The 22,173-nt window shown below is 36.7% G+C and carries 22 protein-coding genes and 2 pseudogenes; 5 read left to right on the forward strand and 19 right to left on the reverse strand.

The window, feature by feature from the left end:
- Positions 1-37 precede the first annotated feature (37 nt).
- From SP4011_RS07745 to SP4011_RS07795, 11 genes and pseudogenes are all read right to left on the reverse strand, one after another.
- Positions 38-457, reverse strand: a complete 420-nt coding sequence (locus SP4011_RS07745) for a hypothetical protein (protein ID WP_057487201.1) — start codon at positions 455-457, stop codon at positions 38-40.
- A gap of 40 nt (positions 458-497) precedes the next feature.
- Positions 498-1,541, reverse strand: a complete 1,044-nt coding sequence (locus SP4011_RS07750) for a Fic family protein (protein WP_057487202.1) — start codon at positions 1,539-1,541, stop codon at positions 498-500.
- A 207-nt stretch (positions 1,542-1,748) separates the two neighbouring features.
- Positions 1,749-3,092: a DUF4026 domain-containing protein gene (locus SP4011_RS07755; protein ID WP_057487203.1), complete on the reverse strand. Its 1,344-nt coding sequence runs from the start codon at positions 3,090-3,092 to the stop codon at positions 1,749-1,751.
- A 239-nt stretch (positions 3,093-3,331) separates the two neighbouring features.
- Positions 3,332-4,570: a DUF695 domain-containing protein gene (locus tag SP4011_RS07760; protein ID WP_057487204.1), complete on the reverse strand. Its 1,239-nt coding sequence runs from the start codon at positions 4,568-4,570 to the stop codon at positions 3,332-3,334.
- 18 nt (positions 4,571-4,588) lie between these two features.
- Entirely contained in the window at positions 4,589-4,834 is a 246-nt protein-coding gene (locus SP4011_RS07765; RefSeq protein WP_057487205.1) for an immunity 17 family protein, read from the reverse strand.
- A gap of 111 nt (positions 4,835-4,945) precedes the next feature.
- Positions 4,946-5,497 (reverse strand): DMP19 family protein, encoded by a 552-nt coding sequence (locus SP4011_RS07770; RefSeq protein WP_057487206.1) that lies wholly within the window; start codon positions 5,495-5,497, stop codon positions 4,946-4,948.
- A gap of 108 nt (positions 5,498-5,605) precedes the next feature.
- Entirely contained in the window at positions 5,606-6,160 is a 555-nt protein-coding gene (locus SP4011_RS07775; protein WP_057487329.1) for a hypothetical protein, read from the reverse strand.
- 470 nt (positions 6,161-6,630) lie between these two features.
- A complete protein-coding gene (locus SP4011_RS07780) occupies positions 6,631-7,101 on the reverse strand; it encodes a hypothetical protein (RefSeq protein WP_338618648.1) in 471 nt (156 codons plus the stop codon).
- 62 nt (positions 7,102-7,163) lie between these two features.
- A complete protein-coding gene (locus SP4011_RS07785) occupies positions 7,164-7,370 on the reverse strand; it encodes a DUF2695 domain-containing protein (protein ID WP_338618649.1) in 207 nt (68 codons plus the stop codon).
- A 115-nt stretch (positions 7,371-7,485) separates the two neighbouring features.
- Positions 7,486-7,785: a hypothetical protein gene (locus SP4011_RS07790; protein ID WP_338618651.1), complete on the reverse strand. Its 300-nt coding sequence runs from the start codon at positions 7,783-7,785 to the stop codon at positions 7,486-7,488.
- 33 nt (positions 7,786-7,818) lie between these two features.
- Positions 7,819-8,620: pseudogene (locus SP4011_RS07795) on the reverse strand (IS5 family transposase); the annotation flags it as partial.
- Between the two features lie 36 nt (positions 8,621-8,656).
- Here SP4011_RS07795 and SP4011_RS07800 point away from each other — a divergent pair.
- A pseudogene (locus tag SP4011_RS07800) lies at positions 8,657-8,984 on the forward strand (transposase); the annotation flags it as partial.
- Between the two features lie 345 nt (positions 8,985-9,329).
- Here SP4011_RS07800 and SP4011_RS07805 read toward each other — a convergent pair.
- The 3 genes from SP4011_RS07805 to SP4011_RS07815 all read right to left on the reverse strand — a co-directional run bounded on the left by SP4011_RS07805 (position 9,330) and on the right by SP4011_RS07815 (position 11,758).
- On the reverse strand, positions 9,330-10,187 hold the full coding sequence (locus SP4011_RS07805; RefSeq protein WP_338618652.1) for a bifunctional methylenetetrahydrofolate dehydrogenase/methenyltetrahydrofolate cyclohydrolase: 858 nt from the start codon (positions 10,185-10,187) through the stop codon (positions 9,330-9,332).
- 153 nt (positions 10,188-10,340) lie between these two features.
- Positions 10,341-11,075, reverse strand: a complete 735-nt coding sequence (locus SP4011_RS07810) for an amino acid ABC transporter ATP-binding protein (RefSeq protein ID WP_057518619.1) — start codon at positions 11,073-11,075, stop codon at positions 10,341-10,343.
- Entirely contained in the window at positions 11,075-11,758 is a 684-nt protein-coding gene (locus SP4011_RS07815; protein WP_001011642.1) for an amino acid ABC transporter permease, read from the reverse strand. Before SP4011_RS07815 ends, SP4011_RS07810 begins: the two co-directional genes overlap by 1 nt.
- A gap of 189 nt (positions 11,759-11,947) precedes the next feature.
- Here SP4011_RS07815 and SP4011_RS07820 point away from each other — a divergent pair, with 189 nt between their 5' ends.
- The 4 genes from SP4011_RS07820 to SP4011_RS07835 all read left to right on the forward strand — a co-directional run bounded on the left by SP4011_RS07820 (position 11,948) and on the right by SP4011_RS07835 (position 15,755).
- Positions 11,948-12,178, forward strand: a complete 231-nt coding sequence (locus SP4011_RS07820; protein WP_000443574.1) for a DUF1797 family protein — start codon at positions 11,948-11,950, stop codon at positions 12,176-12,178.
- A 225-nt stretch (positions 12,179-12,403) separates the two neighbouring features.
- A complete protein-coding gene (locus SP4011_RS07825; RefSeq protein ID WP_057518618.1) occupies positions 12,404-14,662 on the forward strand; it encodes an ATP-dependent Clp protease ATP-binding subunit in 2,259 nt (752 codons plus the stop codon).
- 129 nt (positions 14,663-14,791) lie between these two features.
- Positions 14,792-15,244 carry an NUDIX hydrolase gene (locus tag SP4011_RS07830; RefSeq protein ID WP_000013084.1) on the forward strand — a complete coding sequence of 151 codons (453 nt, stop codon included), beginning with the start codon at positions 14,792-14,794 and terminating at the stop codon, positions 15,242-15,244.
- A gap of 211 nt (positions 15,245-15,455) precedes the next feature.
- The gene (locus SP4011_RS07835) at positions 15,456-15,755 is read left to right on the forward strand and encodes a DUF1827 family protein (protein WP_000767194.1); all 300 of its coding nucleotides are present in this window, start codon (positions 15,456-15,458) and stop codon (positions 15,753-15,755) included.
- A 182-nt stretch (positions 15,756-15,937) separates the two neighbouring features.
- Here SP4011_RS07835 and ezrA read toward each other — a convergent pair whose 3' ends face one another.
- From ezrA to SP4011_RS07860, 5 genes are all read right to left on the reverse strand, one after another.
- The gene (ezrA, locus tag SP4011_RS07840; RefSeq protein ID WP_338618653.1) at positions 15,938-17,665 is read right to left on the reverse strand and encodes a septation ring formation regulator EzrA; all 1,728 of its coding nucleotides are present in this window, start codon (positions 17,663-17,665) and stop codon (positions 15,938-15,940) included.
- Between the two features lie 82 nt (positions 17,666-17,747).
- Positions 17,748-19,694: a DNA topoisomerase (ATP-hydrolyzing) subunit B gene (gene gyrB / locus SP4011_RS07845; RefSeq protein WP_338618654.1), complete on the reverse strand. Its 1,947-nt coding sequence runs from the start codon at positions 19,692-19,694 to the stop codon at positions 17,748-17,750.
- A gap of 14 nt (positions 19,695-19,708) precedes the next feature.
- Positions 19,709-20,272 carry an HAD-IA family hydrolase gene (locus tag SP4011_RS07850; RefSeq protein WP_176139090.1) on the reverse strand — a complete coding sequence of 188 codons (564 nt, stop codon included), beginning with the start codon at positions 20,270-20,272 and terminating at the stop codon, positions 19,709-19,711.
- A gap of 84 nt (positions 20,273-20,356) precedes the next feature.
- Positions 20,357-20,911, reverse strand: a complete 555-nt coding sequence (locus tag SP4011_RS07855; protein ID WP_176139089.1) for a DJ-1 family glyoxalase III — start codon at positions 20,909-20,911, stop codon at positions 20,357-20,359.
- A 10-nt stretch (positions 20,912-20,921) separates the two neighbouring features.
- Positions 20,922-22,145, reverse strand: a complete 1,224-nt coding sequence (locus SP4011_RS07860) for an FtsW/RodA/SpoVE family cell cycle protein (RefSeq protein WP_050242421.1) — start codon at positions 22,143-22,145, stop codon at positions 20,922-20,924.
- Positions 22,146-22,173: the final 28 nt, after the last annotated feature.

Below are 22,173 nucleotides of genomic sequence, written 5' to 3' on the forward strand. Positions count from 1 at the left end.
AGCTTTTCTCCTTTATTAAATTGTTTTTTCAAATCGTTTATTTTTTTACCTTATACACCATATCTCCGCTATTCCAAATATACATAATTGCCGTCACTGGTCGTTTCCCATCTTCCCGAAGCCATCCTGTATATGTAGTTGTATTGCCATAATATCCTTCAATAATGATTTCAAATTCTGAATCTGTATATTCATCCATAAATTGTTGTAAACCAATAGACTTTCCATTGAAATGTCCTTCACTCAAGATTTTGTTAAATATCAATACATCACACAGGTCGATATCACATTTTTTAAAACATATTTCACCTGGGTATGATTTTCTTTCACCTTCCACAAATTCATATATTTTATTAACTTTTAACGTCAAAGTTTCGTTGTGATATTTGATTTCTTTCACCCTGCTATCATGAAGGCTGAAAAGAATGTTGCTACTTCTATCGTGTATAAACTTCATACTGTTCCTCATAATTTCACCTTAAAATCTAGTTATTTAGCTACTTTTTTACATAAAAGGTCGCTCTTCCTTTGCCATGTCTTTCAATGTACGATTCCTCAGTTAATTGCTTAAGCATATTTTCAATTGTAGCCTTTCCTACACTTGGAACTAATTCCATCATATCGCTTTTAGTAAATTTACCTAATTTCCTATCAATTGCATTTCTAACAAGTTCAATTGTAGGCACTTTTTCGTCTACATAATCAACCCTTTCTTCAAAATCAATATAAGCAGCTAATATCGTTCTAAGAATATATTTTATAAACGGCACAGAATCTTCTTTGTTTTCATGCCAACCTATCCCACTTTTTTCTAAAGCTATATAATAACTGTCTTTATTTTTTTCTATTTTACTTTCTAAACTGATATATTTCCCAATTACATATCCTTGTCTGTATAGCAAGAGGGTTGTTAATAAACGACTCATCCTTCCATTCCCATCATTGAAAGGATGAATACAAAGAAAATCATGAATAAAAATTGGAATTAAAAGTAACGAATCCACATCTTTTTTGTCAAAAGCTATATTCAATTCATTACAAATTTGCTCAATTGCGCCTGGTGTTTCATATGGAGATAGTGGCTTAAACCTTTCGACAGCATTACCCTCTTTATCTTTTTCCACAATAGAATTCTGCGTATTTTTATATCGACCACCAATTCCTTTTTCACTATACTTAAATAGTTCTCTATGAAGTTGCAAAATATAGTTACTGCTGATTGGAATATATTCATAATTTTCATGAATTGTATTTAGTACATCTCTATATCCAAGAATTTCTTCTTCATCCCTATTTCTAGGAGTTGTTTTTTGATTCATTAACTCTTTTATTCTGACTGCTGTAGTAACAATTCCCTCTATTTTATTAGAATCCGCTACACTTTGAATTTTAGCAATCTCTACTAATTTATCTAAAACAGCAGGCTTGCGTGTCAAAAAAACTTCTTGTTTTCCTTTGTGCTCATGAATTTGTGAAAGAAGATTTATAATTTCACTATCCCACTTACTACTTGCTAGATTTTCATAACTAAAAAATCTCATTCGCCTACCCCCTTTTCGTTTCGCCTAATTATATCCTATTTTTAGGCGATTATTTATACTTACCCAAGTTGTAAAAAAATGAGACAAAAAACATCGTTATTTTCTGTTAAGATTGTTTCATCACCCCTATTTGACAAAGAGCCATTTTACCATAGAAGGCTTGATTTAAATTTACAGACTTTTTATCATACGCTCTATTTTATTTTCTTATAAATCTAAAAAATATACAGTCTCTGGTTTTATTACACCTTTTTCAGTATAAATCATCCAATCACTTACATAATTTATAGAATATGTCCCCACATCACCTTCATGTAAATCTGGAATATGATATGGTTCTTGAGTCAATACTGCCTTGAAACTATCTCCTTCCATAGAAATAGCTTCAAACCAAATATGTTCAAGATTTGTACTATCCAAATTACCTTCTTCATCTATTGTTTCAAGTCCTAATTTAATAATAATAGTAATATCTTCATTACCTTCTTGTTTTTTCTTAAGCATTCTTTCAACATAAGAAAATCTTTCTCTAGCTAAATCACTCATTCTAGCAGTTTCTTCAGTACTTAAGAACATTAATGGGTTATTATCAAACTTTTCTGTAAATTTTGAAGGTAAACTTACAATGTTGTTATTATAATCTTCTTCACTTTCATATAGGAAAATTATATTTGTTTTAGAATTATGGGATTTTTTTCTGTCTTCAACCCCTCCAATATTAACATTAGGATAATATTTCAAAGCATCAATCCATTTTTTAGATGTAGCGACTATTGGCTCTCCATCATCAAACATTCCTAAATGTATCTCTTCTTCATCTTCATTAGAATAATTTCCATCTATCATTATAGAAGCGTAATTAGAAAGTAAGCTATGATATGATTGGTAATCTTTCTTATTTGAATCCAATATCTCTATTTCGTGAAGATTACATCTACATAATCCATGAGTATGTAACCAAACTTCATTCTCATCACAAACAGCTTGAACAGTATATAGGCTTGATGGAGAAGGAAGTACATTTGATTTCGCTGCTAATTCAACCCATTTTTTATTTAACATTCTTTCAGCACTTTCATCACAAAGAGCAACCATTTCAGGAACCATAGCATATACAAGCTTAAGCTGTAAATGGTAACATTTTTTAGCATCTCCTTCAAATTTCATATAAACAATTAAGGCATTCTTTGAATTTAAAATATGTTCTTTTTCTTCTTCTGTAAAATATTGTAATTCCCATTGATACATTTCTTCTGCATAAAAATCTCCAAGATAGAATCTTACATCAAAATCAGTTCCTTTATATGATAGAACAATCTGTCCAGGGAAATCTTCACTTGGAAGACTTTTTTCTTTAATTTCAATACCATCTATAGCTTTAATATTTTCAAAAATATCTTCTGTAAGTGAGTAATTATTAGGTACTAAAGCTAACATATGTGAAAATTCTTCCCAATAAGCAAGAGGTGCTTCTTTAATCTTAGAATACTCTTCATTTTTTTCCTTTGAACTATTAAATAATCCGTTAATAACTTTTTTATAAAAACTCATATTTTTCTCCTTTTAAAACATAAAATATCACTGGCATCATATCACAATAATTAGGTAGTTTTAATTGTTTTTTACACTGAATCATTTACGCCTGATTTGTAAAATAAAGTGAGACAACATAACATCGTTATTTTCTATTAAAATTTTTTCATCAACCTTATTTAACAAAGAGCTTGTTGAAATCTATATTTTTAAGGACGTTTTCATCTCGCTTCTTCTCTTTAAAGTGCTATTTCACGCTACTTCACAATATGGCATGCCCAGCCATCATATTCCCCGTCAAACTCTTCTGCTAGATCCATAAGATACCAGACAGTTTCATCAATATCTTCAAAAGCATCTTCCCTGCCTATGACAAGTTCATATGGATGTTCCTTATCTATAGCTTCATTGTTGCTCAGATTTTCTGATGAAAGTTTTGTAAAACCGTCTTCCATTACTTTGGTTAAAAATGCTTCCCCATTTTCTTCTGTTGTAAAGAACAGGCAATGTTCGAGTACTCTCGGCACCATACTATCACCATTACTTTTAATATTCTCGATGAGCCTCATATTCATAATGCTTTGGCATTCATATCTGTCAGGATACAGTCCATTAAAATACATTTCCCAGTCCTGATCTTCAAACGCTGCAAATGTATAGGCATAATCAGGGAATTTTTCAGCCATCATCTCAGAAATTTCATCGTAGTACCCCAACTCATTCTTAGCATAGGCAAAAATATGTACCCGTTCATCACATTTCGCAACGCCTGCTAACATGTCTCCATGTTGTTCAATAATCTCTACTACAGCGTCTTCTATAGAATATACATACTCCCCTTCTTCTCTTGTAGGAAAACCGTTGTCATCAGCATTCTTATATAATATTTGTAATTGAAGCCTTTTAGGGTAGTTTGCAGTAAATTCAAAATTCATAAGAGCTAAATTGGTTCGAACCACAGCCGGTAAGTCGTAAGCAAATGCATTGCATAAATAGATACACCAGTCTTCGTCAATTTCGGCAGTTTCTTGATAGATTACTTTCTCAGTAGCCACATTGGCTCTTAAAGCTCTTTTTTCTATTTCTTCTTTACACTCTTTTACTACTTCCAACGCATTCTCTTCCTCAGGATCTAACTCCGCCCAACGCAAGGCATAAGGAATCGCTTTTTCTTCCTCATGAGTCAAATATTGATAAGCATACGCCATACGCATGTTCCATTCAGCCTTATCTTTCCCCTCTTCTCTAACCGAATTCAAAATATCTATAGATTTTAATAAAAATTTATCGCCAATAAAACTAGGTGTTCCTTTATCATCATTGCCGACAATCGCGAAGTTTTGATAGGTACGAGCAATCTGATACCATACTTTGTAATCCCGTTCTTCCATAGGGATGTTTTCCAACGCTGTGATACATTCTGTATATTTATCTTCATCTATAAGCTTTTCTATATACGCAAAAAATTCTTCGCGATTTTCTGAATTCCATTTCATGTTAAGTTACCTCCACTTTTATCGTTTATCTAACATTAAAAAAACAACACCACAAATCGTAAGCAACAATCCACATATTCCTATAAAGACTCTATATCCTTTATCACCCCACACTTCAAAAATAAATGCGTGTCTTGCTTTATCTCCGACTGTAGCTTGATATACCCATTTCCAATCTCTTATAGCACCGATTAAAAATATTAATCCGCCTGCTATCAGCACATACTGATAATATGCTTTTAACCATTCAAATACTTCATCCATATCGTTTGCCTATTTCCTCCATCAAGCATTTCTCTAATGATTTCTCTTTTTCACATGCTAAAGATTCTTCACTTAAGCACCTCTCAATTTTTTAGAATATTTTTTTCTTTTTTAGCGCCGATTGTAAAAGCTCTCGTATTCTCCTTCAAATACAAACTTTTCAGGATGAGATTTGATGTAGTTTAGTTCGTTTTCTTCACCTTCATAATCGTAAATGAAATCATCGGCTTCACCTAAAATCTTAAAAAATTCCTCTCCGTATTTTTCTTCCAATATTTCTAGCATATGGTATCTTTCTTCTTTACCAAAAGATATTGTCCCACCACAATAGTCTACAACTTTTTGAAAATTACCTGCATATTCGTTCATTCCAAAATGTTTGAAACCTTTTATCGCATCTTCCCAAACTATCCCTGTAGGATTATATAAAAACTGGTAATGACCTCCATTACTTACTTCTGCAAAATACCAAGTAATGGCTAATAAATATCTTTGCTCTAAAGTGAAAGTCTGCGCTGATTGAATATACTCATCATATCCATCATAAATACTAATTGCTTCCCACATTGGATCAACAATATCAAAATAAGAGTTTTCATCTAAACTTTTAATATTTTCTATGGTAATCTTTGCGTATGTTAATTTCTTTTGTGTTTCACCCATTTCATTTGTCTCCTCTATATTTGAATACATTTCAACTTGTCTTCATTACTTAATTTTCTAAATTCTTCTTTCGTTGGTTTCATATTTTATCTCTCGTAATTAATAAACTTATGCAAGTTCTAACTCACAGATAACTCTTTTGTTATCCAGTTCGTCTATAGCAGTAATTTTTATATAATCAAATCCATTTCTCTTCACTTCTTCAAAAGAAATTTTTTCTCCATTAATAGTTTCTGTAAAGTCATCTTCATCAAATTCAAAATATTCTTTCTCTTCATCAAAATCAATGCTATAGGTAAAATCTATTTCAATTTTAGAGTTTGGAATTTCTAATTTAGAAAGTGGACGTTTTTTGATATCTTCTAAATTTATCTCATCACAGAACATAGGGTTGTATCCATATCTAGCTTCATCATAGAGTAGAATTTCTTTTCCTGTATGTATATATTTTGCTACTATCATGCAAGGATCGCTAATCTCATTTTTTTCATCATACATACCACAAATCATATATTCTTCAAAAAGTGAACCATAAAAATAAATTTCATACAGTTCGTTGGTATCTCCACTTTCTAATTTGTTGCAAATACTAATACTTGTAAATGTATCATCTATATTTATTATATTGTAATTTTCTTCTTTAATATAAGTTGGTACTCTCATTTTGTTTTCTCCCTTAATTATTATATCGTTATTAAATACGTCATCATTTCTACAAAATGTTTCAGATACCCAAAGCCTCATATGTTTCCTGAACTAACCTAATGACTAAATCGTATATCTATTATAACTAATTGTCAAGCGATATTCGCTATTGTATTCTTACTATAAATTATGCATTCGTTATAATTATAGCATGCTTTTTTGTTATTCTACTTCATTATAGGTACGCTACTACTAGCTTTTTCTTAACTGTATTTAAGTATCATAGTAACCACTATCCCATAACGGTTAATTCACTCATTGTACATTATTGCAATACATTGAAAATTATAACATTTTAGAGTTTGTTAGTGTAAAATGTTTGTGGGAAAATAAATAAGAAAAAACAGCAAACCTTTGTGATTTACTGTTTCTAAAATTGTTCTATTCAATTGGACAAACTGGAATTGTTGAACTTCATCTTATACGCATTAGCTTTCCCACGCAATGTTGCTATATTCAAAATCAGAGTGAAACTCAACACATAATATCTGGTCGTAGCCTAATGTAAAATCCACCACAAATGTTTGTTCATCTTCAAAGCCATGGCTTGCCATGCCTTCGAATTGCAAAAGATTTACCTTGTCTGCAAGAATAAGAGTTTTCGTCTTGTATGCTTCAAATACCTCTGGCACTTCTTCTTCAAAAAACGCAAAATATTCTTCTACATCACTGTCTGCGCTATTTTCGATGAAAAGTTTTCGGCAATATGTATTCCAGTAAACAGCCTTGTCAAAAAATTCCCCTGCTTTTTTCAGAGCAGTATCATTCGTGATTGTGTCTTTGCTAATAAACAAAGACACTTCATTATCAAAGCCCTTTGGCACAGTTTCATAAAGTCCAAAATCTTCATCTTCTGGGATTGTTAAATTTGAAAACAATTCACTTTGCAGTTCTTTCATGACAATCACCTTTCTACTTGCAATTTAAGTAAATTTACCTGTCTATTTCTAATACAAACATTTTATTCTTCAAACTTTTCCTCAACATTAAAAATCACTTCACAATCACAACCAGCACCATTTTCTCGCAAAAATTCTATAACCTTTTCAATATCCGCATTTTTATCTTTCAAAAACTCATTTGTTAAAGAAAAATCGTGATTACACTCTACCGTTTCTGATTTATCATTTAGATAATCAAATAATTCATAAAATAATTTCTTTTCCATCGGTAAGTTCTCTTCAAATTCTTCCATTTATTTGACTTGATATTCTTGTAACAATTTTCTCTTCTCAAATTTGTTCATGAGCTTTTCTCCTTTATTAAATTGTTTTTTTAATCGTTTATTTTTTTACCTTATACACCATATCTCCGCTGTTCCAAATATACATAATTGCCGTCACTGGTCGTTTCCCATCTTCCCGCAGCCATCCTGTATATGTAGTTGTGTTACCATAATAGCCTTCAATAATGATTTCAAATTCTGAGTTTGTATATTCATCTATAAATTGTTGTAAACCAATAGACTTTCCATTAAACCGTCCTTCACCCACGATTTTGTTAAATATCAATACATCGCACAGGTCGATATCACATTTTTTAAAACATATTTCACCAGGGTATGATCTTTTTTCACCTTCCACAAATTCATATATTTTATTAGACTTCCTACAAAACTAAAATCCTAGTTCACGGTTGATAATAGCAGCAACTAAATTCATTCGTAATTCGAAGCGTTTACGATAATTTCGATAGGTTGTTGAGAACATTTTAAACGTTTTTACTTTGGCAAAAATATTCTCAACCTTGATTCTTTCTTTAGATAGCGCATGGTTATAGGCTTTATCTTCAAGAGTTAGGGGCTTAAGTTTGCTTGATTTCCTCGGAGTTTGCGCTTGTGAATACCTCTTCATGAGTCCTTGATAATCACTGTCAGCCAAGATTTTACCAGCTTGTCCGATATTTCTACGACTCATTTTGAACAACTTCATATCGTGGCAATAGTTCACCGCAATATCCAAAGAAACAATTCTCCCTTGGCTTGTGACAATCGCCTGAACCTTCATAGCATGGCATTTCTTTTTACCAGAATAATTCTCTAATTGTTTTTTTAGGACAATTGATTTTTACCTCTGTTGCATCCACAATCACCGTATCCTCAGCACTAAGGTGAGTTTTTGAAATCGTAAAACCACTTTAAAGAAGAGTCACTTCAATCCATTGACTCCGACAGATTAAGTTGCTTTCGTGAATGCAAAAATCAGCCGCAATTTGTTCATAAGTGCGGTATTCTCGCGTGTATTGAAGAGTGGCCATAAGAAGGTCTTCTAGGCTTAATTTAGGTTTTCGTCCACCTTTTTCGTGTTTAAGTTGATAAGCTGTTTTTAACACAGCTAACATCTATTCAAAAGTAGTACGCTGAACACCAACAAGGCGCTTAAACCGAACATCAGTTAATTGTTTACTTGCTTCATAATTCTATTGTATCATATTTTTGTTTCGCAGGAAGTCTAGTGGATGAACGCCTTTTTAGAAGAACTTTCACAAGTTTATCCAGATGATTATCTTTTACTTGTCATGGACAATGCTATATGGCATAAATCAAGTACCTTAAAGATTCCGAGTAATATTGGCTTTGCATTTATTCCTCCACACACCAGAGATGAACCCCATTGAACAAGTGTGGAAAGAGATTCGTAAACGTGGATTTAAGAATAAAGCCTTTCGAACTTTGGAAGATGTCATGAATCAACTTCAAGATGTCATACAAGGAATGGAGAAGGAAATGATAAAGTCCATCGTTAATCGGCGATGGACTAGAATGCTGTTTGAAAACAGATGAGTATAAGTTAGAACAAGGAAAACATTACAATGTAGCCATCATTCACCTTGCAAAAAAACTTATCAGAATGCTGTTTTATCTTCTCAAAAACGAGCTACCCTTTGACGAACAAAAAGTGATGTAACTTCTGAATTTGACACAGGAACACCTTTGAAAAAATGGATTTTTTCAAGGGATTTTTGACGTGCTCTAAAATCAGCAAATTTGAAACAAGAAATATTTTAGATAAAACTATTGACTTTTCTTATAGTTTGTCTTTTTTAATCTTATATCTAAAATTTAATATTCATTTCTGCCATTTCAGATATAGCTATAGAAAATACACTCTCTTCAGCGATTTTTCTCTTATTTTCTATCCAATGTTCGAAGTGCTGCTTGATAGGTTTGCTCCATCAGCATAGTAATGGTCATAGGACCGACACCTCCAGGAACTGGCGTAATATGGCTAGCAAGTGGGGCAACTGCCTCATAATCAACATCCCCACAGAGCTTACCATTTTCATCTCGGTTCATCCCAACGTCAATGACAACCGCACCTGATTTGACAAAGTCAGCAGTCACAAACTTAGCACGACCGATTGCGACCACAAGAATATCTGCTTTAGCAGCCACCTTGGCAAGATTGTGAGTCCGTGAGTGAGTCAAGGTAACTGTAGCATTCTTTGCCAAAAGAAGCTGGGCCATGGGTTTTCCAACAATGTTTGAACGACCGATGACCACCGCATTTTTACCTTCTAAATCAATTCCATATTCATGAAACATTTCCATAATTCCTGCAGGTGTTGATGGAATCATGACTGGATGACCAGACCAAAGGCGTCCCATATTTAGAGGATGGAAACCATCCACATCCTTTTCTGGGTCAATAGCCAATAAAACCGCCTCTTCATCGATATGTTTTGGTAATGGTAACTGAACCAAAATCCCATGCCAAGCTGGATCTTGATTGTATTTGGCAATCAAGTCTAATAATTCCGCTTGGGTAATGGTATCTGGAACTCGCACTACTTCGCTACGGAATCCAGCCGCAAGGGCTGACCTCTCCTTGTTACGAACGTAGACTTGGCTGGCAGGGTTGTCCCCAACCAAAATCACTACCAAACCAGGCACTATACCTGTTTCTTCCTTTAATTTTGCAGTCTTTTCAGCCAACTGCCCCTGCAATTTGGCCGCTAAAGCTTTCCCATCAATAATCTGTGTCATATCATTTCTCTTTTCTTTCAAATATCTTCCATTATACCAAAAACTGCTAGCACCCTCTAACACTTCTTTCCTAGGCAATCCTATAGTTTCAAACTATAAGAAAAAGCTCGGGTCGAGCTTTTCACTAATCTTGTCTTGAAATTTTAAAATAGATTATAAAACCTTACTCAAGAAGTCTTTAGTCCGTTGTTCTTGGGTTTGTTCAAAAATCTGTTCAGGTGTTCCATCTTCAACAACTACACCGTCTGCCATAAAGATAACACGATCTGCCACCTCACGGGCAAATCCCATCTCATGTGTTACGATAACCATGGTCATTCCTGATTTGGCTAGATCTTGCATAACAGCCAATACCTCACCTACCATTTCAGGATCCAAGGCTGAAGTCGGCTCGTCAAAGAGCAAAACATCTGGTTCCATAGCCAACCCACGCGCGATGGCAATCCGTTGTTGCTGCCCACCTGACAAACTCTGTGGATAATCATCTGCCTTATCTGGCAAACCAACTTTTTCCAAAAGCTCTTGGGCTCTCTTCTCAGCCACTGCCTTGCTCTCACCTTTGGTCTTGATAGGTGACAAGGTGATATTTTCCATCACAGTCATATTAGGAAAGAGATTGAATTGTTGGAAAACCATCCCCATCTTCTCACGCATGGCAAACAGGTCATTCTTCCTGTCCGTAATATCGACTCCCTCAAAGATAACCTTCCCATTTGTTGCCTCTTCCAACAAATTCATAGAGCGAAGCAAGGTAGATTTCCCGCTCCCTGAAGGACCGATGATAACGACAACTTCTCCTCTTTTAATCTCGAGGTTGATGCCCTTCAATACTTCATTCTTTCCAAATGATTTATGTAAATTTTCAATTTTTATCAAGGTTTCTGTCATTATTTCTTATCTCCTTGTCCCATACGTTTTTCAAAAGCTTTCAAGGCTACGGTCAAAATAGAGGTCATAATCAAGTAATAAAAGGCTGCAAATAAAAGTGGTGTTAAAGGTAGATAGGTTGTTGTAGAAACTGTTGTAGCTCCGTTCCACAACTCCATGACACCGATAGCTGATAAGAGGGAACTATCCTTGATAATAGTGATAAATTCGTTCCCCAATGCTGGCAAAATATTTTTGATAGCTTGTGGCAAAATCACATAGCGCATCGCATTTTTAGGACGAATCCCTAGCGAATAAGCCGCCTCTAGCTGACCTTTTGGAACTGCATTGATTCCGGCACGGACAGTCTCAGAAACATAAGCACCACTGTTCATAGAAATAATCAAAATCCCTGGAATCAGACGAGACAAATCAACACCCAAAATCCCAACCTGAATAGTCGGGGCATTGATATGCATAAGAGCAAAGGCAATCATAATCTGAACCATCATAGGTGTCCCACGGAAAATCCAAACGTACAAGTTGGCCAGCCAAACAAGCGGTTTAAACTTTGAACGTTGCCCAAAAGCCAAGACAACACCCAAAATAGTTCCCAAAAAGACAACACAGATAGAAATAAGAACCGTCACAACAGCCCCATAGTTAAAATAAGGTAAATACTTAGGTAAAAAAGAAAAATTCATAGTCACACTGCTTTCTAAAATAGAGTACTGTATGATTATAACATGTATTGAATTAAAATTCAAATCTTTTATCCAATTTATTTAAAAATCTTTAAACTAGCAGAATTAGCGAGAAATCTTAGTTTTTTCTAGTCAAGTTGGCCTCCTTTATGGTAAAATAGTAACGATAAGAAATGAAGGAGAATCAAAATGGAATCACATTTGGTTAGAATCATCAACCGCCTTGAAGCAATGGCAAACGATGGCGGAAATTTAAAACGTAATTTTGAACGCGAAGGAGTTGTTGTTGCAGAAGTTGCGTACAGCCACGACGAAGAAAACGGCTCAATCTTTACCCTTCGTGACGTAGAAGCTCGCGAAACGTATACGTTTGATAGCATTGACTTGATTGCAATGGAGATTTACGAACTCCTTTACTAATACAAAACAAGCTGGGATTGTCCCTGCATGTCTAACCAAAATCCTTTTTGTCTCACAAATAGGATTTTTTTATAGTCCAAATTCACAAAGATCTTCATTGTAATAACTTCTCAAAGCTACAATCTTTTTACTTGCTTTACACCCCAATCCTGTTATAATGAAAGTATAGAAATTTGACTATTTTTGACCTTTAAACAGGTCAAGCTAAAGAAATGAGGTAGATGTATGCTTTGTCAAAACTGTAAAATCAACGACTCAACAATTCATCTTTACACCAATCTCAATGGAAAACAAAAACAAATTGACCTCTGTCAAAACTGCTACAAGATTATCAAGACTGATCCTAATAACAGTCTCTTTAAAGGCATGACGGATCTGAACAATCGTGACTTCGATCCCTTTGGTGATTTTTTCAATGACCTAAACAATTTCAGACCTTCTAGCAATACTCCTCCTATTCCCCCAACCCAATCAGGTGGAGGTTACGGTGGAAACGGCGGTTATGGTTCCCAAAATCATGGATCCGCTCAAACTCCACCACCAAGCCAAGAAAAAGGGCTGCTGGAAGAATTTGGTATCAACGTAACTGAGATTGCCCGTCGTGGAGACATTGACCCCGTTATCGGGCGCGACGATGAGATTATCCGTGTCATCGAGATTCTCAATCGTAGAACCAAGAATAATCCTGTCCTTATCGGTGAACCTGGTGTCGGAAAAACTGCTGTTGTCGAAGGCCTAGCTCAGAAAATCGTTGATGGCGATGTTCCACATAAACTCCAAGGTAAACAAGTCATCCGTCTGGATGTGGTTAGCTTAGTTCAAGGAACGGGTATTCGTGGACAATTTGAAGAACGCATGCAAAAACTCATGGAAGAAATTCGCAAACGTGAGGATATTATCCTCTTTATCGATGAAATCCATGAAATTGTTGGTGCAGGTTCTGCGAGTGATGGTAATATGGACGCAGGAAATATCCTCAAGCCAGCCCTTGCTCGTGGAGAACTGCAACTGGTCGGTGCTACTACCCTCAATGAATACCGTATCATTGAAAAGGATGCTGCCTTAGAGCGTCGTATGCAGCCTGTTAAAGTCGATGAACCAACAGTGGACGAAACAATCACTATTCTCAAAGGGATTCAAAAGAAATACGAAGACTACCACCACGTTCAATATACCGATGCTGCAATTGAAGCAGCTGCAACTCTTTCCAATCGCTACATTCAAGATCGCTTCTTACCTGACAAGGCCATTGACCTCCTAGATGAAGCTGGTTCTAAGATGAACTTGACCTTGAATTTTGTCGATCCTAAAGTGATTGATCAACGCTTGATTGAGGCTGAAAATCTCAAGTCTCAAGCTACACGAGAGGAAGATTTTGAGAAAGCGGCTTATTTCCGCGACCAGATTGCCAAGTATAAAGAAATGCAAAAGAAAAAGGTCACAGACCAAGATACTCCTATCATCAGCGAGAAAACTATTGAGCACATTATTGAGCAGAAAACCAATATCCCTGTTGGTGATTTGAAAGAGAAAGAACAATCTCAACTCATCCATCTAGCCGAAGATCTCAAGTCTCATGTTATTGGACAAGATGATGCTGTCGATAAGATTGCCAAGGCTATTCGCCGTAATCGTGTCGGTCTCGGTACACCTAACCGCCCAATCGGAAGCTTCCTCTTCGTCGGACCAACTGGTGTCGGTAAGACAGAACTTTCCAAACAACTAGCTATCGAACTCTTTGGTTCTGCTGACAGTATGATTCGCTTTGATATGAGTGAATACATGGAAAAACATAGTGTGGCTAAGTTGGTCGGCGCTCCTCCAGGTTATGTTGGCTATGATGAGGCTGGACAATTAACTGAAAAAGTTCGCCGCAATCCATATTCTCTTATTCTCTTGGATGAAGTAGAAAAAGCCCATCCAGATGTCATGCACATGTTCCTCCAGGTCTTGGACGATGGTCGTTTGACAGATGGGCAAGGACGTACCGTCAGCTTCAAGGATGCCATTATTATCATGACTTCAAATGCAGGGACAGGTAAGGCTGAAGCCAGCGTTGGTTTTGGGGCTGCTCGCGAAGGACGTACCAACTCTGTTCTCGGTGAACTCGGTAACTTCTTTAGCCCAGAGTTTATGAACCGTTTTGATGGTATTATCGAATTTAAGTCTCTCAGCAAAGATAACCTCCTTCAGATTGTCGAGCTTATGCTAGCAGACGTTAACAAGCGCCTTTCTAGCAACAACATTCATTTGGATGTAACTGACAAGGTCAAGGAAAAATTGGTTGACCTCGGTTATGATCCAAAAATGGGGGCGCGCCCACTTCGTCGTACTATTCAAGACTATATTGAGGACGCAATCACTGACTACTACCTTGAAAATCCAAGCGAAAAAGACCTCAAGGCAGTTATGACCAGCAAGGGTAAGATTCAAATTAAGTCTGCCAAAAAAGCTGAAGTTAAAACTTCTGAAAAAGAAGTATAAATCCTATAGAAAAGGAGTAGAAAATGAAAATTTTCTGCTTCTTTTTACTAAAATAACTGTAATTTCTTGACAGCTTGGCCTTTGTCCATTATGATAATAATAACGATACTAGATAATGAGGAAAATGCAATGGCAAACCCAACTTTCGGAGAAAAAAAAGCGAATACAGACTATGTTTCACGTTACGGTGTATATGCAGTTATTCCTGACGCTGAACAAAAACAAATAGTTTTAGTTCAAGCTCCTAATGGTGCTTGGTTCTTACCAGGTGGCGAAATTGAAGCAGGGGAAAATCATCAGGAAGCCCTAAAACGTGAATTGATTGAAGAACTTGGATTCACTGCTGAAATTGGTACCTATTATGGACAAGCTGACGAATATTTCTACTCTCGTCACCGTGATACCTACTACTACAATCCTGCCTACCTCTATGAAGCGACTTCTTTCAAGGAAGTTCAAAAGCCACTAGAAGACTTTAATCATATTGCCTGGTTCCCTATTGACGAGGCTATTGAGAACCTCAAACGTGGTAGCCATAAATGGGCCATCCAATCTTGGAAAAAACAGCATAAGATTGACTAATACTCTTCGAAAATCTCTTCAAACCACGTCAGCGTCGCCTTACCGTAGGTATATGATACTGACTCTGTCAGTTCTATCCACAACCTCAAAACACTGTTTTGAGCAACCTGCGGCTAGCTTCCTAGTTTGCTCTTTGATTTTCATTGAGTATAAATCAAGCGACTTTATTCAAAAAGTGCTATAATAGAATTAGAAAATCGGAGGAAATATTATGAAGCTTATCAATACAACAAACTCACACTCGCAACTTGTAAAAAGCCAGCTAGAAAGTACCGATGCAACCCTTGTTGAGGTTTACTCAGCAGGGAATACAGATGTTATTTTTACCCAAGCTCCGCTTCACTATGAAATCCTCATCTCAAACAAACACCGTGCTATTCGTGAGCCTGAAATCGAAACCATTCAAGAATTTTTCTTGAAACGTAAAATTGATAAGGACTCTATTGATGAAGCCAATATCAAGACACTCTACTCAGAAAAATTAATTGGAATTTCAATCCCAATCAAGTAAGGAAATTGAGTAAAAACTCGACTTGAGCGAAAGTCCAATAAGTCTTTCCATAATAAAACGCATAGTAGCAAGAGTTTCTACACCTGCTATTATGCGTTTTTATCATTTTGAAATCTTTTGCTCACGATACTACTATAGAAAAAGATTTGATTCTGCTCCTCACACAATCAAATCTTTTTTTATTAAAAACGAATCGTTTCACGTGTTTTCTCATATGAGGTAACAAAGCGATTGGTTACACCAGGCTCTGCCACTTCCAATGCTTGAGAAATCTTGTCAAATGAAGCGTGATAATCAAATTCTTTTTCAAAAATATCTAAAGCTTCGTTAAATGCTTCTTGAATGCGTTCATCAAATGAGCGATAGCGGTTAGAATATTGCAAGAGTTGCTCTGTTAAGGTTGCATATTGTACAATATTATAAGTTTCCGTTTCTAAAGCTTCCATATCATTCGTTGCAATTTCAAGAACTCGGGTAACAGATTCAATGTTAATCATTTTCTGTTCTAACTCAACCATTAAATCCTCGGTATTATTGCTTGCCGTAAAGAATAACTTCAAGAAAGTTTGTGGAATACCTGGCAGATTGCGTTTTTCCATGTATCGCTTGATAGTATGGAGACGATTGACATAAACATTGGCCTTTTGACGTGCATTGATATCATCTTTCTCAATTTGTGTCAGGCGCTCACTAACTGAAATTTGCTCATCTTCAATATCTTTAAGATTTTCCTGTAAAGATTCAAGATTTTCTTCAAGAATTGAATAAGCTTGGGTTGGTTCTTCTTGATTTGAAGTTACCTCAACAATAGCTGCCTCAAAACTCTCTAATTCTGTCTGAATACGACGAACATGGCTTGCAGCTGTCTCAGGAAGTAAATAGGTCTTGCTCAAACGTGCAATATCTTCTCCCAATAAAGTATTATTCTCTTTCATATGTTGAAGGTAAGTTGGAAGAGTTGCAAGTAGATTTTCCACTACTTTCTGAGCAGCAATTTCTCGAGTAAAAATATCATACAAGGCATTGATTTCCTCTTGTGCCTGTCCATTCTCATATTCGGCATTATCTAATTCCAACTGACGAATATTCTCTTGGTTTTTCTTGAATGCTTCATAAAGCAAGTGGAAACGCGCTTCAATATCCGTTTCAACAAAATGATAATTAGTATCTAATAGCTTACGATAACCATCTTCTAAATCTTCTAGTTGATCTGGTAGCTCTTTAGATAATGTTGTTACAATTGCTGGTATACGATCAACAATATGTGTCAAAGCCAAGATATGATTTTCAGCATTATCCAAAATCACTGCGGCTTCCACAGGGTCACCCGATGAATTCAAGGTTACAAATTGTGAAAATTCAGATTGGATATTTTCTAATTGTTTTTCAATTTCATCCAAGGCTTGACCATACTGTTCTGAATTTTCAGCAACTCTATGCTGAAGTTCCTCAAATAAATCCAAAGCATGAAGAACACGACCACTATTTTTAGATTCTTGCTTCTCTAAGTCTGCCAAAGCATTGCGAATTTCAGCAATATCTTCTTCAATCAAAGTAATTTGACTCTCAATTTGGTCAATTTGATGACTGGCCTTGAGAAAACGAAATGAATGGTTATAGCCTTCTGCTTCAAAGAGATTATTTTCAATATCGGCAAAAGAGTTGAGAGATAAATCGACCCATTTTTGATTCCATTCACGGAAAGCCACTTGACTTTGTCCAATCAAGTGCATATTTTTTACAGCTTCTACTTCATCATTTACTGGAAGATTGTATAGTTCTTCTTTTCTTTCTTCTAGCGCTTCTAATCTTCCCTCGTTTCGCTTACGTAGAAAGATTGCCACTACATAAGCCAGAACTAAAATGACTGCAATTGCAACCATTAAATAAATTAGTTGTCCATTAGACATATCAAACTCCTTTTTTTACTTGAAACAATCGTAATGATTATATCATATTTTTTAGACCAAGGGAACTACTTCTCCCGATTTTTTAGACATCAAGTGTACTATAAACGGCATTTTCCTCGATAAACTCACGACGAGGTTCTACTCGATCCCCCATCAACATATCAAAGATTTTATCTGCTTCTGCAGCATCATCCACAGAAACTCTAGCCATCAAGCGATGTTCGGGATCCATGGTTGTTTCCCACAACTGATGATCGTCCATTTCACCTAGCCCCTTATAACGCTGAATAGTTGGTTTGGCACGTCCTTCACTATGGTGAGCCAAGGCTTCTTGGAGTTTGATTTCTTGATCTGCACCTGGCTGGATGTATTCTTTAATCTCGCTTCCAACCTTGACACCATAGATTGGTGGTTGGGCGATATAAACATAACCAGCTTCTAGGATTGGTTTCATATAACGATAAATCAAGGTCAAAAGAAGGGTACGAATGTGGGCTCCATCGACATCGGCATCGGTCATCAAAACGAGTTTTTGGTAACGGGCTTTCGAAACATCAAATTCTGCGCCAAATCCTGTCCCCATTGCTGTGAAAAGACTACGAATTTCTTCGTTAGCTAGAATCTTATCCATACTTGCCTTTTCAACGTTCAAAATCTTACCGCGGATTGGAAGAATTGCCTGAAATTCACGGTTACGACCAGATTTTGCTGATCCACCAGCTGAATCTCCTTCGACGATGAAGAGTTCTGTTTCAGCAGGATTGTTAGAAGAACAGTCTGCTAGTTTTCCTGGAAGGTTGGAAATTTCCAAACCAGATTTTTTACGAGTGACTTCACGCGCACGCTTGGCAGCCACACGAGCCTTAGCAGCTAAAATCCCTTTTTCCACGATACGTTTGGCAATCTGTGGATTTTCCATGAGGAAATCAGAGAAAGCATCACTGAAGAGGCGATTGGTAATCTTGACCACTTCGCTATTCCCCAGTTTGGTCTTAGTTTGTCCTTCAAACTGTGGATTTGGGTGTTTAACTGAGATAACTGCAGTTAATCCTTCGCGAACATCTTCCCCTGTCAGGTTGTCTTCATTGTCTTTTAGTAACTTATTCTTACGTGCATAATCGTTGATGACACGTGTCAAGGCTGTACGGAAACCTTGTTCATGCGTTCCACCTTCATGGGTATGAATATTATTGGCGAAACTCATAACATTTTCATGATAACCCGTTGTGTACTGCATGGCTACTTCAACTGTGATATCATCCATCTCACCGTCTGTATAGATTGGTGTATCAAAGATTACATCCTTATTCTCATTGATATATTCAACATAACTAGCAATCCCACCTTCATAGTGGTAATGCTTAGTTTGTTCCAAACCTTGGCGCTTATCTGTGATGGAGATTTGAAGACCGCGATTTAGAAAGGCCAACTCTTGAATCCGTTTATTTAATTTATCAAAATCAAAGGTTGTTGTTTCCGTGAAGATTTCTGGATCCGGAGTAAAATGAACCGTTGTTCCTGTTTTATCCGTATCTCCAACCACCTCAAGGTCTGCGACAACATGACCACGACGGTATTCTTGGTAATGAATTTTTCCGTTTTTGTGGACATGAACGTCTAATTGAGTAGAAAGAGCATTAACTACTGAGGACCCCACACCGTGAAGACCACCTGAAACCTTGTATCCGCCACCGCCGAACTTTCCTCCAGCGTGAAGGACAGTAAAGACAGTCTCAACGGCAGGTCGACCTGTTTTTTCCTGAATATCGACTGGGATCCCACGTCCATCATCGACAACAGTGATCGAATTATCTGGCTCAATAAAGACTTGAATATGGCTGGCAAATCCTGCCAAGGCCTCGTCAATTGAGTTATCAACAATTTCCCAGACTAGATGGTGAAGACCTTCTTTTGAGGTTGATCCAATGTACATCCCTGGACGCATACGAACAGCCTCTAAGCCCTCTAAAACTTGAATTTGACTGGCATCATAATCCTGTGCCTGCAGATTTTTGATTTCTTCTGTCATCTTATTCCTTTTTCTTATATGTCTAATACTTGTCTTAAATTCACGATACTGGTAAATAAGTGGGTATCGAGTCCAGCAGCTTGCCCTGCTTCGATATCAATCGGTCGATCACCAATGACAAGACCAGAGCTAATCTGATACTTTTCTCTTAAATAAAGCATGGACTCAGGATTTGGCTTTCTCTTAAAGCCTGAGCTAGAAGTCACTACTTCCGTAAAATAGGTTGCTATAGAAGTTTTTTCTAAAATTTCTAAGACCTGATTATTTCGATGAGAGACCAAAAAATGACGTCCACCTTGTTTTGAAATGTCTTCCAATAGGTCAGAAACTCCTTCAAACAAAATCGGGTGTTCAAGCTCTCTGGCTTCATTTTCCTTGTATTTTTCTAAAAAATTCTCTAAATTGGGAGCGAATGTCTCAATCGCAAAAGGAGTAGAAACCTTTAAAGCTTGATAGACACTGTCATGGTCTTGTGTGACGCCATACAGTGCCAATGTTTCAACAAATGCGGCTGTTGAAGTTTCATAATTATCCAGTAAAGTTCCACCTAAATCCCAGATATAATCGTGATATTTCATACCCTTCATTATAGCATTTTTTTATGAAAAAAGCGATGATTTCCCTGATTTTTCCACATAAAAAACGAGAGAATAACTCCCGTTTTACTGATTTTTACCAAAGACATCTCGATAGAGCATTCCTGTTCGTAAACTCTCTTCGTCCCCTCCTAGTTGCTCCACCAACTCGTAGGCAAAGGCAAGAGCTGTCGAAGGGCCTCGACTGGTTGTCAACTGACCATCTACCACTACTGTTTCCTTGACATATTGACCATCAAGGATTTGCTCTTGAACGCCGTCATAACAAGTAAACTTCTTGTTTTTCAACACTCCTGCTTGATTGAGGGCAATTGGTGCCGCACAAATGGCCGCCAGTTTCTTCCCTTCTTGTTCGAAATTTTGCAACTCTTGCATCAAGGCCTGATTATCACGTAAATGTGCAGAGCCAGGCATCCCTCCAGGAAGAACAATCATGTTATAGTCTGATAAATCACCATCAAAGACACGATCTGCACTTACTTGGATTGCATGCGAACCCGTCACTTGCTCTTCAAACCCAACCATATCACAAGTGATATTTGCACGACGCAAGACATCTACAACTGTCAAGGCTTCAATTTCTTCAAAGCCCTGAGCTAACATAACTGCTACTTTTACCATGATTTTCTCCTTATTTGATTTGTTTTAATACAACCTTTTTCCGTTTGAATGGGACTTTTCCGCTCTTTTCTTCAGCTAGATTAGTCTGGTAACTCATCGATAAAAGCAAGCCAACACCAATCAGATTACTGATAATAGCTGATCCCCCTTGCGAAATGAAAGGCAAGGGAATCCCAGTCAAAGGAAGTAGGCCAGTCACAGCACCGATATTCTCAAAGATGTGGAAGAGTAACATCATAATCAAACCTGTGGAAATATAGGTGTAGAACTGGTTATTTGATTTGAGAGTAATCTTCAACATACGATAAATCAACATGAGATAGAGGGCGATAACAAGGACAGAGCCAATAAAGCCAAAATCTTCTGCAATGACCGTGAAAATCATATCCGACTCTCGAACTGGGATAAGCAGATTAGAAGCATTAAAACCTTGACCAAATAAGCCACCGCTCCCAATGGCAATCTGCCCTTGAGCCTGCTGATAAGTCGTTGTTTGGGCAAACTCAAAGGGATTGAGCCAAGCCAAAATCCGATTGATTTGGTAGGTCGGCATTCCAATCTGGTGAAGAAAAGCTCGTCCGTCCTTGCTAATAAAGATAGCTAAGAAACCAGCAACTCCTGTTACCGCAGTCACAAATACTGGGATAATGATTTTCCAAGAAACCCCTGATAATAAAACGATTCCTGAGAAAATAGCCACAAAAACCAAAGCCGTCCCTAAGTCACTTTGAAGTGCTAAAAGAACTAGTACTGGAATAGTAAAGAGAATCATCCAAAAAATTAACAAAAAGTCCAGCGGAACCGTGCGTCTCCATTCCTTATGTTTTTTAGTAAATTGGACAATGACACGAGCCAACATGAGGATATAGGATATCTTCATAAATTCTGACGGCTGGAACAAGGTAACACCATTTACCGATACCCAGTTTTTGGCACCCGTTGATGCAACTAAGCTTGGATTATAAAAGACAATCGGCAAGACCATAAGTCCCAAGCCTAAAATATACAGAAAGGGGGTCACTTTCCAAAGAAATTCTGTATTAAAGAGCATGACCACAAAACCAATCACAAGCCCCAAGGCAATCCAGGCGACCTGCTGCCCTAAAATGGGCAGAATATTGTTTGGATAATCATGACTAACAGCTATATAGATAGCCACCACGCCGATAACCAGTAGAAAAAATACTGGTAATAGCAAACTATAATCGACTCTAGAGTCGAGAGAACGTTTCATATACACTAACCTTATACTTTCATACAAT

Origin of the sequence: Streptococcus parapneumoniae (genome assembly GCF_037076355.1) — a bacterium.
Lineage (GTDB): Bacteria > Bacillota > Bacilli > Lactobacillales > Streptococcaceae > Streptococcus > Streptococcus parapneumoniae.

Bases quoted from the DNA above. Each gene is read 5' to 3' on its own strand.
- SP4011_RS07815 (WP_001011642.1), bottom strand. From the start codon at position 11,758: ATGAATTTTTCTTTTTTACCTAAGTATTTACCTTATTTTAACTATGGG.
- SP4011_RS07780 (WP_338618648.1), bottom strand. From the start codon at position 7,101: ATGAAAGAACTGCAAAGTGAATTGTTTTCAAATTTAACAATCCCAGAA.
- SP4011_RS07770 (WP_057487206.1), bottom strand. From the start codon at position 5,497: ATGGGTGAAACACAAAAGAAATTAACATACGCAAAGATTACCATAGAA.
- SP4011_RS07805 (WP_338618652.1), bottom strand. From the start codon at position 10,187: ATGACACAGATTATTGATGGGAAAGCTTTAGCGGCCAAATTGCAGGGG.
- SP4011_RS07830 (WP_000013084.1), top strand. From the start codon at position 14,792: ATGGCAAACCCAACTTTCGGAGAAAAAAAAGCGAATACAGACTATGTT.
- SP4011_RS07745 (WP_057487201.1), bottom strand. From the start codon at position 457: ATGAAGTTTATACACGATAGAAGTAGCAACATTCTTTTCAGCCTTCAT.
- SP4011_RS07810 (WP_057518619.1), bottom strand. From the start codon at position 11,075: ATGACAGAAACCTTGATAAAAATTGAAAATTTACATAAATCATTTGGA.
- SP4011_RS07850 (WP_176139090.1), bottom strand. From the start codon at position 20,272: ATGAAATATCACGATTATATCTGGGATTTAGGTGGAACTTTACTGGAT.
- SP4011_RS07750 (WP_057487202.1), bottom strand. From the start codon at position 1,541: ATGAGATTTTTTAGTTATGAAAATCTAGCAAGTAGTAAGTGGGATAGT.
- SP4011_RS07820 (WP_000443574.1), top strand. From the start codon at position 11,948: ATGGAATCACATTTGGTTAGAATCATCAACCGCCTTGAAGCAATGGCA.
- SP4011_RS07765 (WP_057487205.1), bottom strand. From the start codon at position 4,834: ATGGATGAAGTATTTGAATGGTTAAAAGCATATTATCAGTATGTGCTG.
- SP4011_RS07785 (WP_338618649.1), bottom strand. From the start codon at position 7,370: ATGGAAAAGAAATTATTTTATGAATTATTTGATTATCTAAATGATAAA.
- SP4011_RS07825 (WP_057518618.1), top strand. From the start codon at position 12,404: ATGCTTTGTCAAAACTGTAAAATCAACGACTCAACAATTCATCTTTAC.
- ezrA (WP_338618653.1), bottom strand. From the start codon at position 17,665: ATGTCTAATGGACAACTAATTTATTTAATGGTTGCAATTGCAGTCATT.
- SP4011_RS07860 (WP_050242421.1), bottom strand. From the start codon at position 22,145: ATGAAACGTTCTCTCGACTCTAGAGTCGATTATAGTTTGCTATTACCA.
- SP4011_RS07835 (WP_000767194.1), top strand. From the start codon at position 15,456: ATGAAGCTTATCAATACAACAAACTCACACTCGCAACTTGTAAAAAGC.
- SP4011_RS07775 (WP_057487329.1), bottom strand. From the start codon at position 6,160: ATGAGAGTACCAACTTATATTAAAGAAGAAAATTACAATATAATAAAT.
- SP4011_RS07760 (WP_057487204.1), bottom strand. From the start codon at position 4,570: ATGAAATGGAATTCAGAAAATCGCGAAGAATTTTTTGCGTATATAGAA.
- SP4011_RS07855 (WP_176139089.1), bottom strand. From the start codon at position 20,911: ATGGTAAAAGTAGCAGTTATGTTAGCTCAGGGCTTTGAAGAAATTGAA.
- gyrB (WP_338618654.1), bottom strand. From the start codon at position 19,694: ATGACAGAAGAAATCAAAAATCTGCAGGCACAGGATTATGATGCCAGT.
- SP4011_RS07755 (WP_057487203.1), bottom strand. From the start codon at position 3,092: ATGAGTTTTTATAAAAAAGTTATTAACGGATTATTTAATAGTTCAAAG.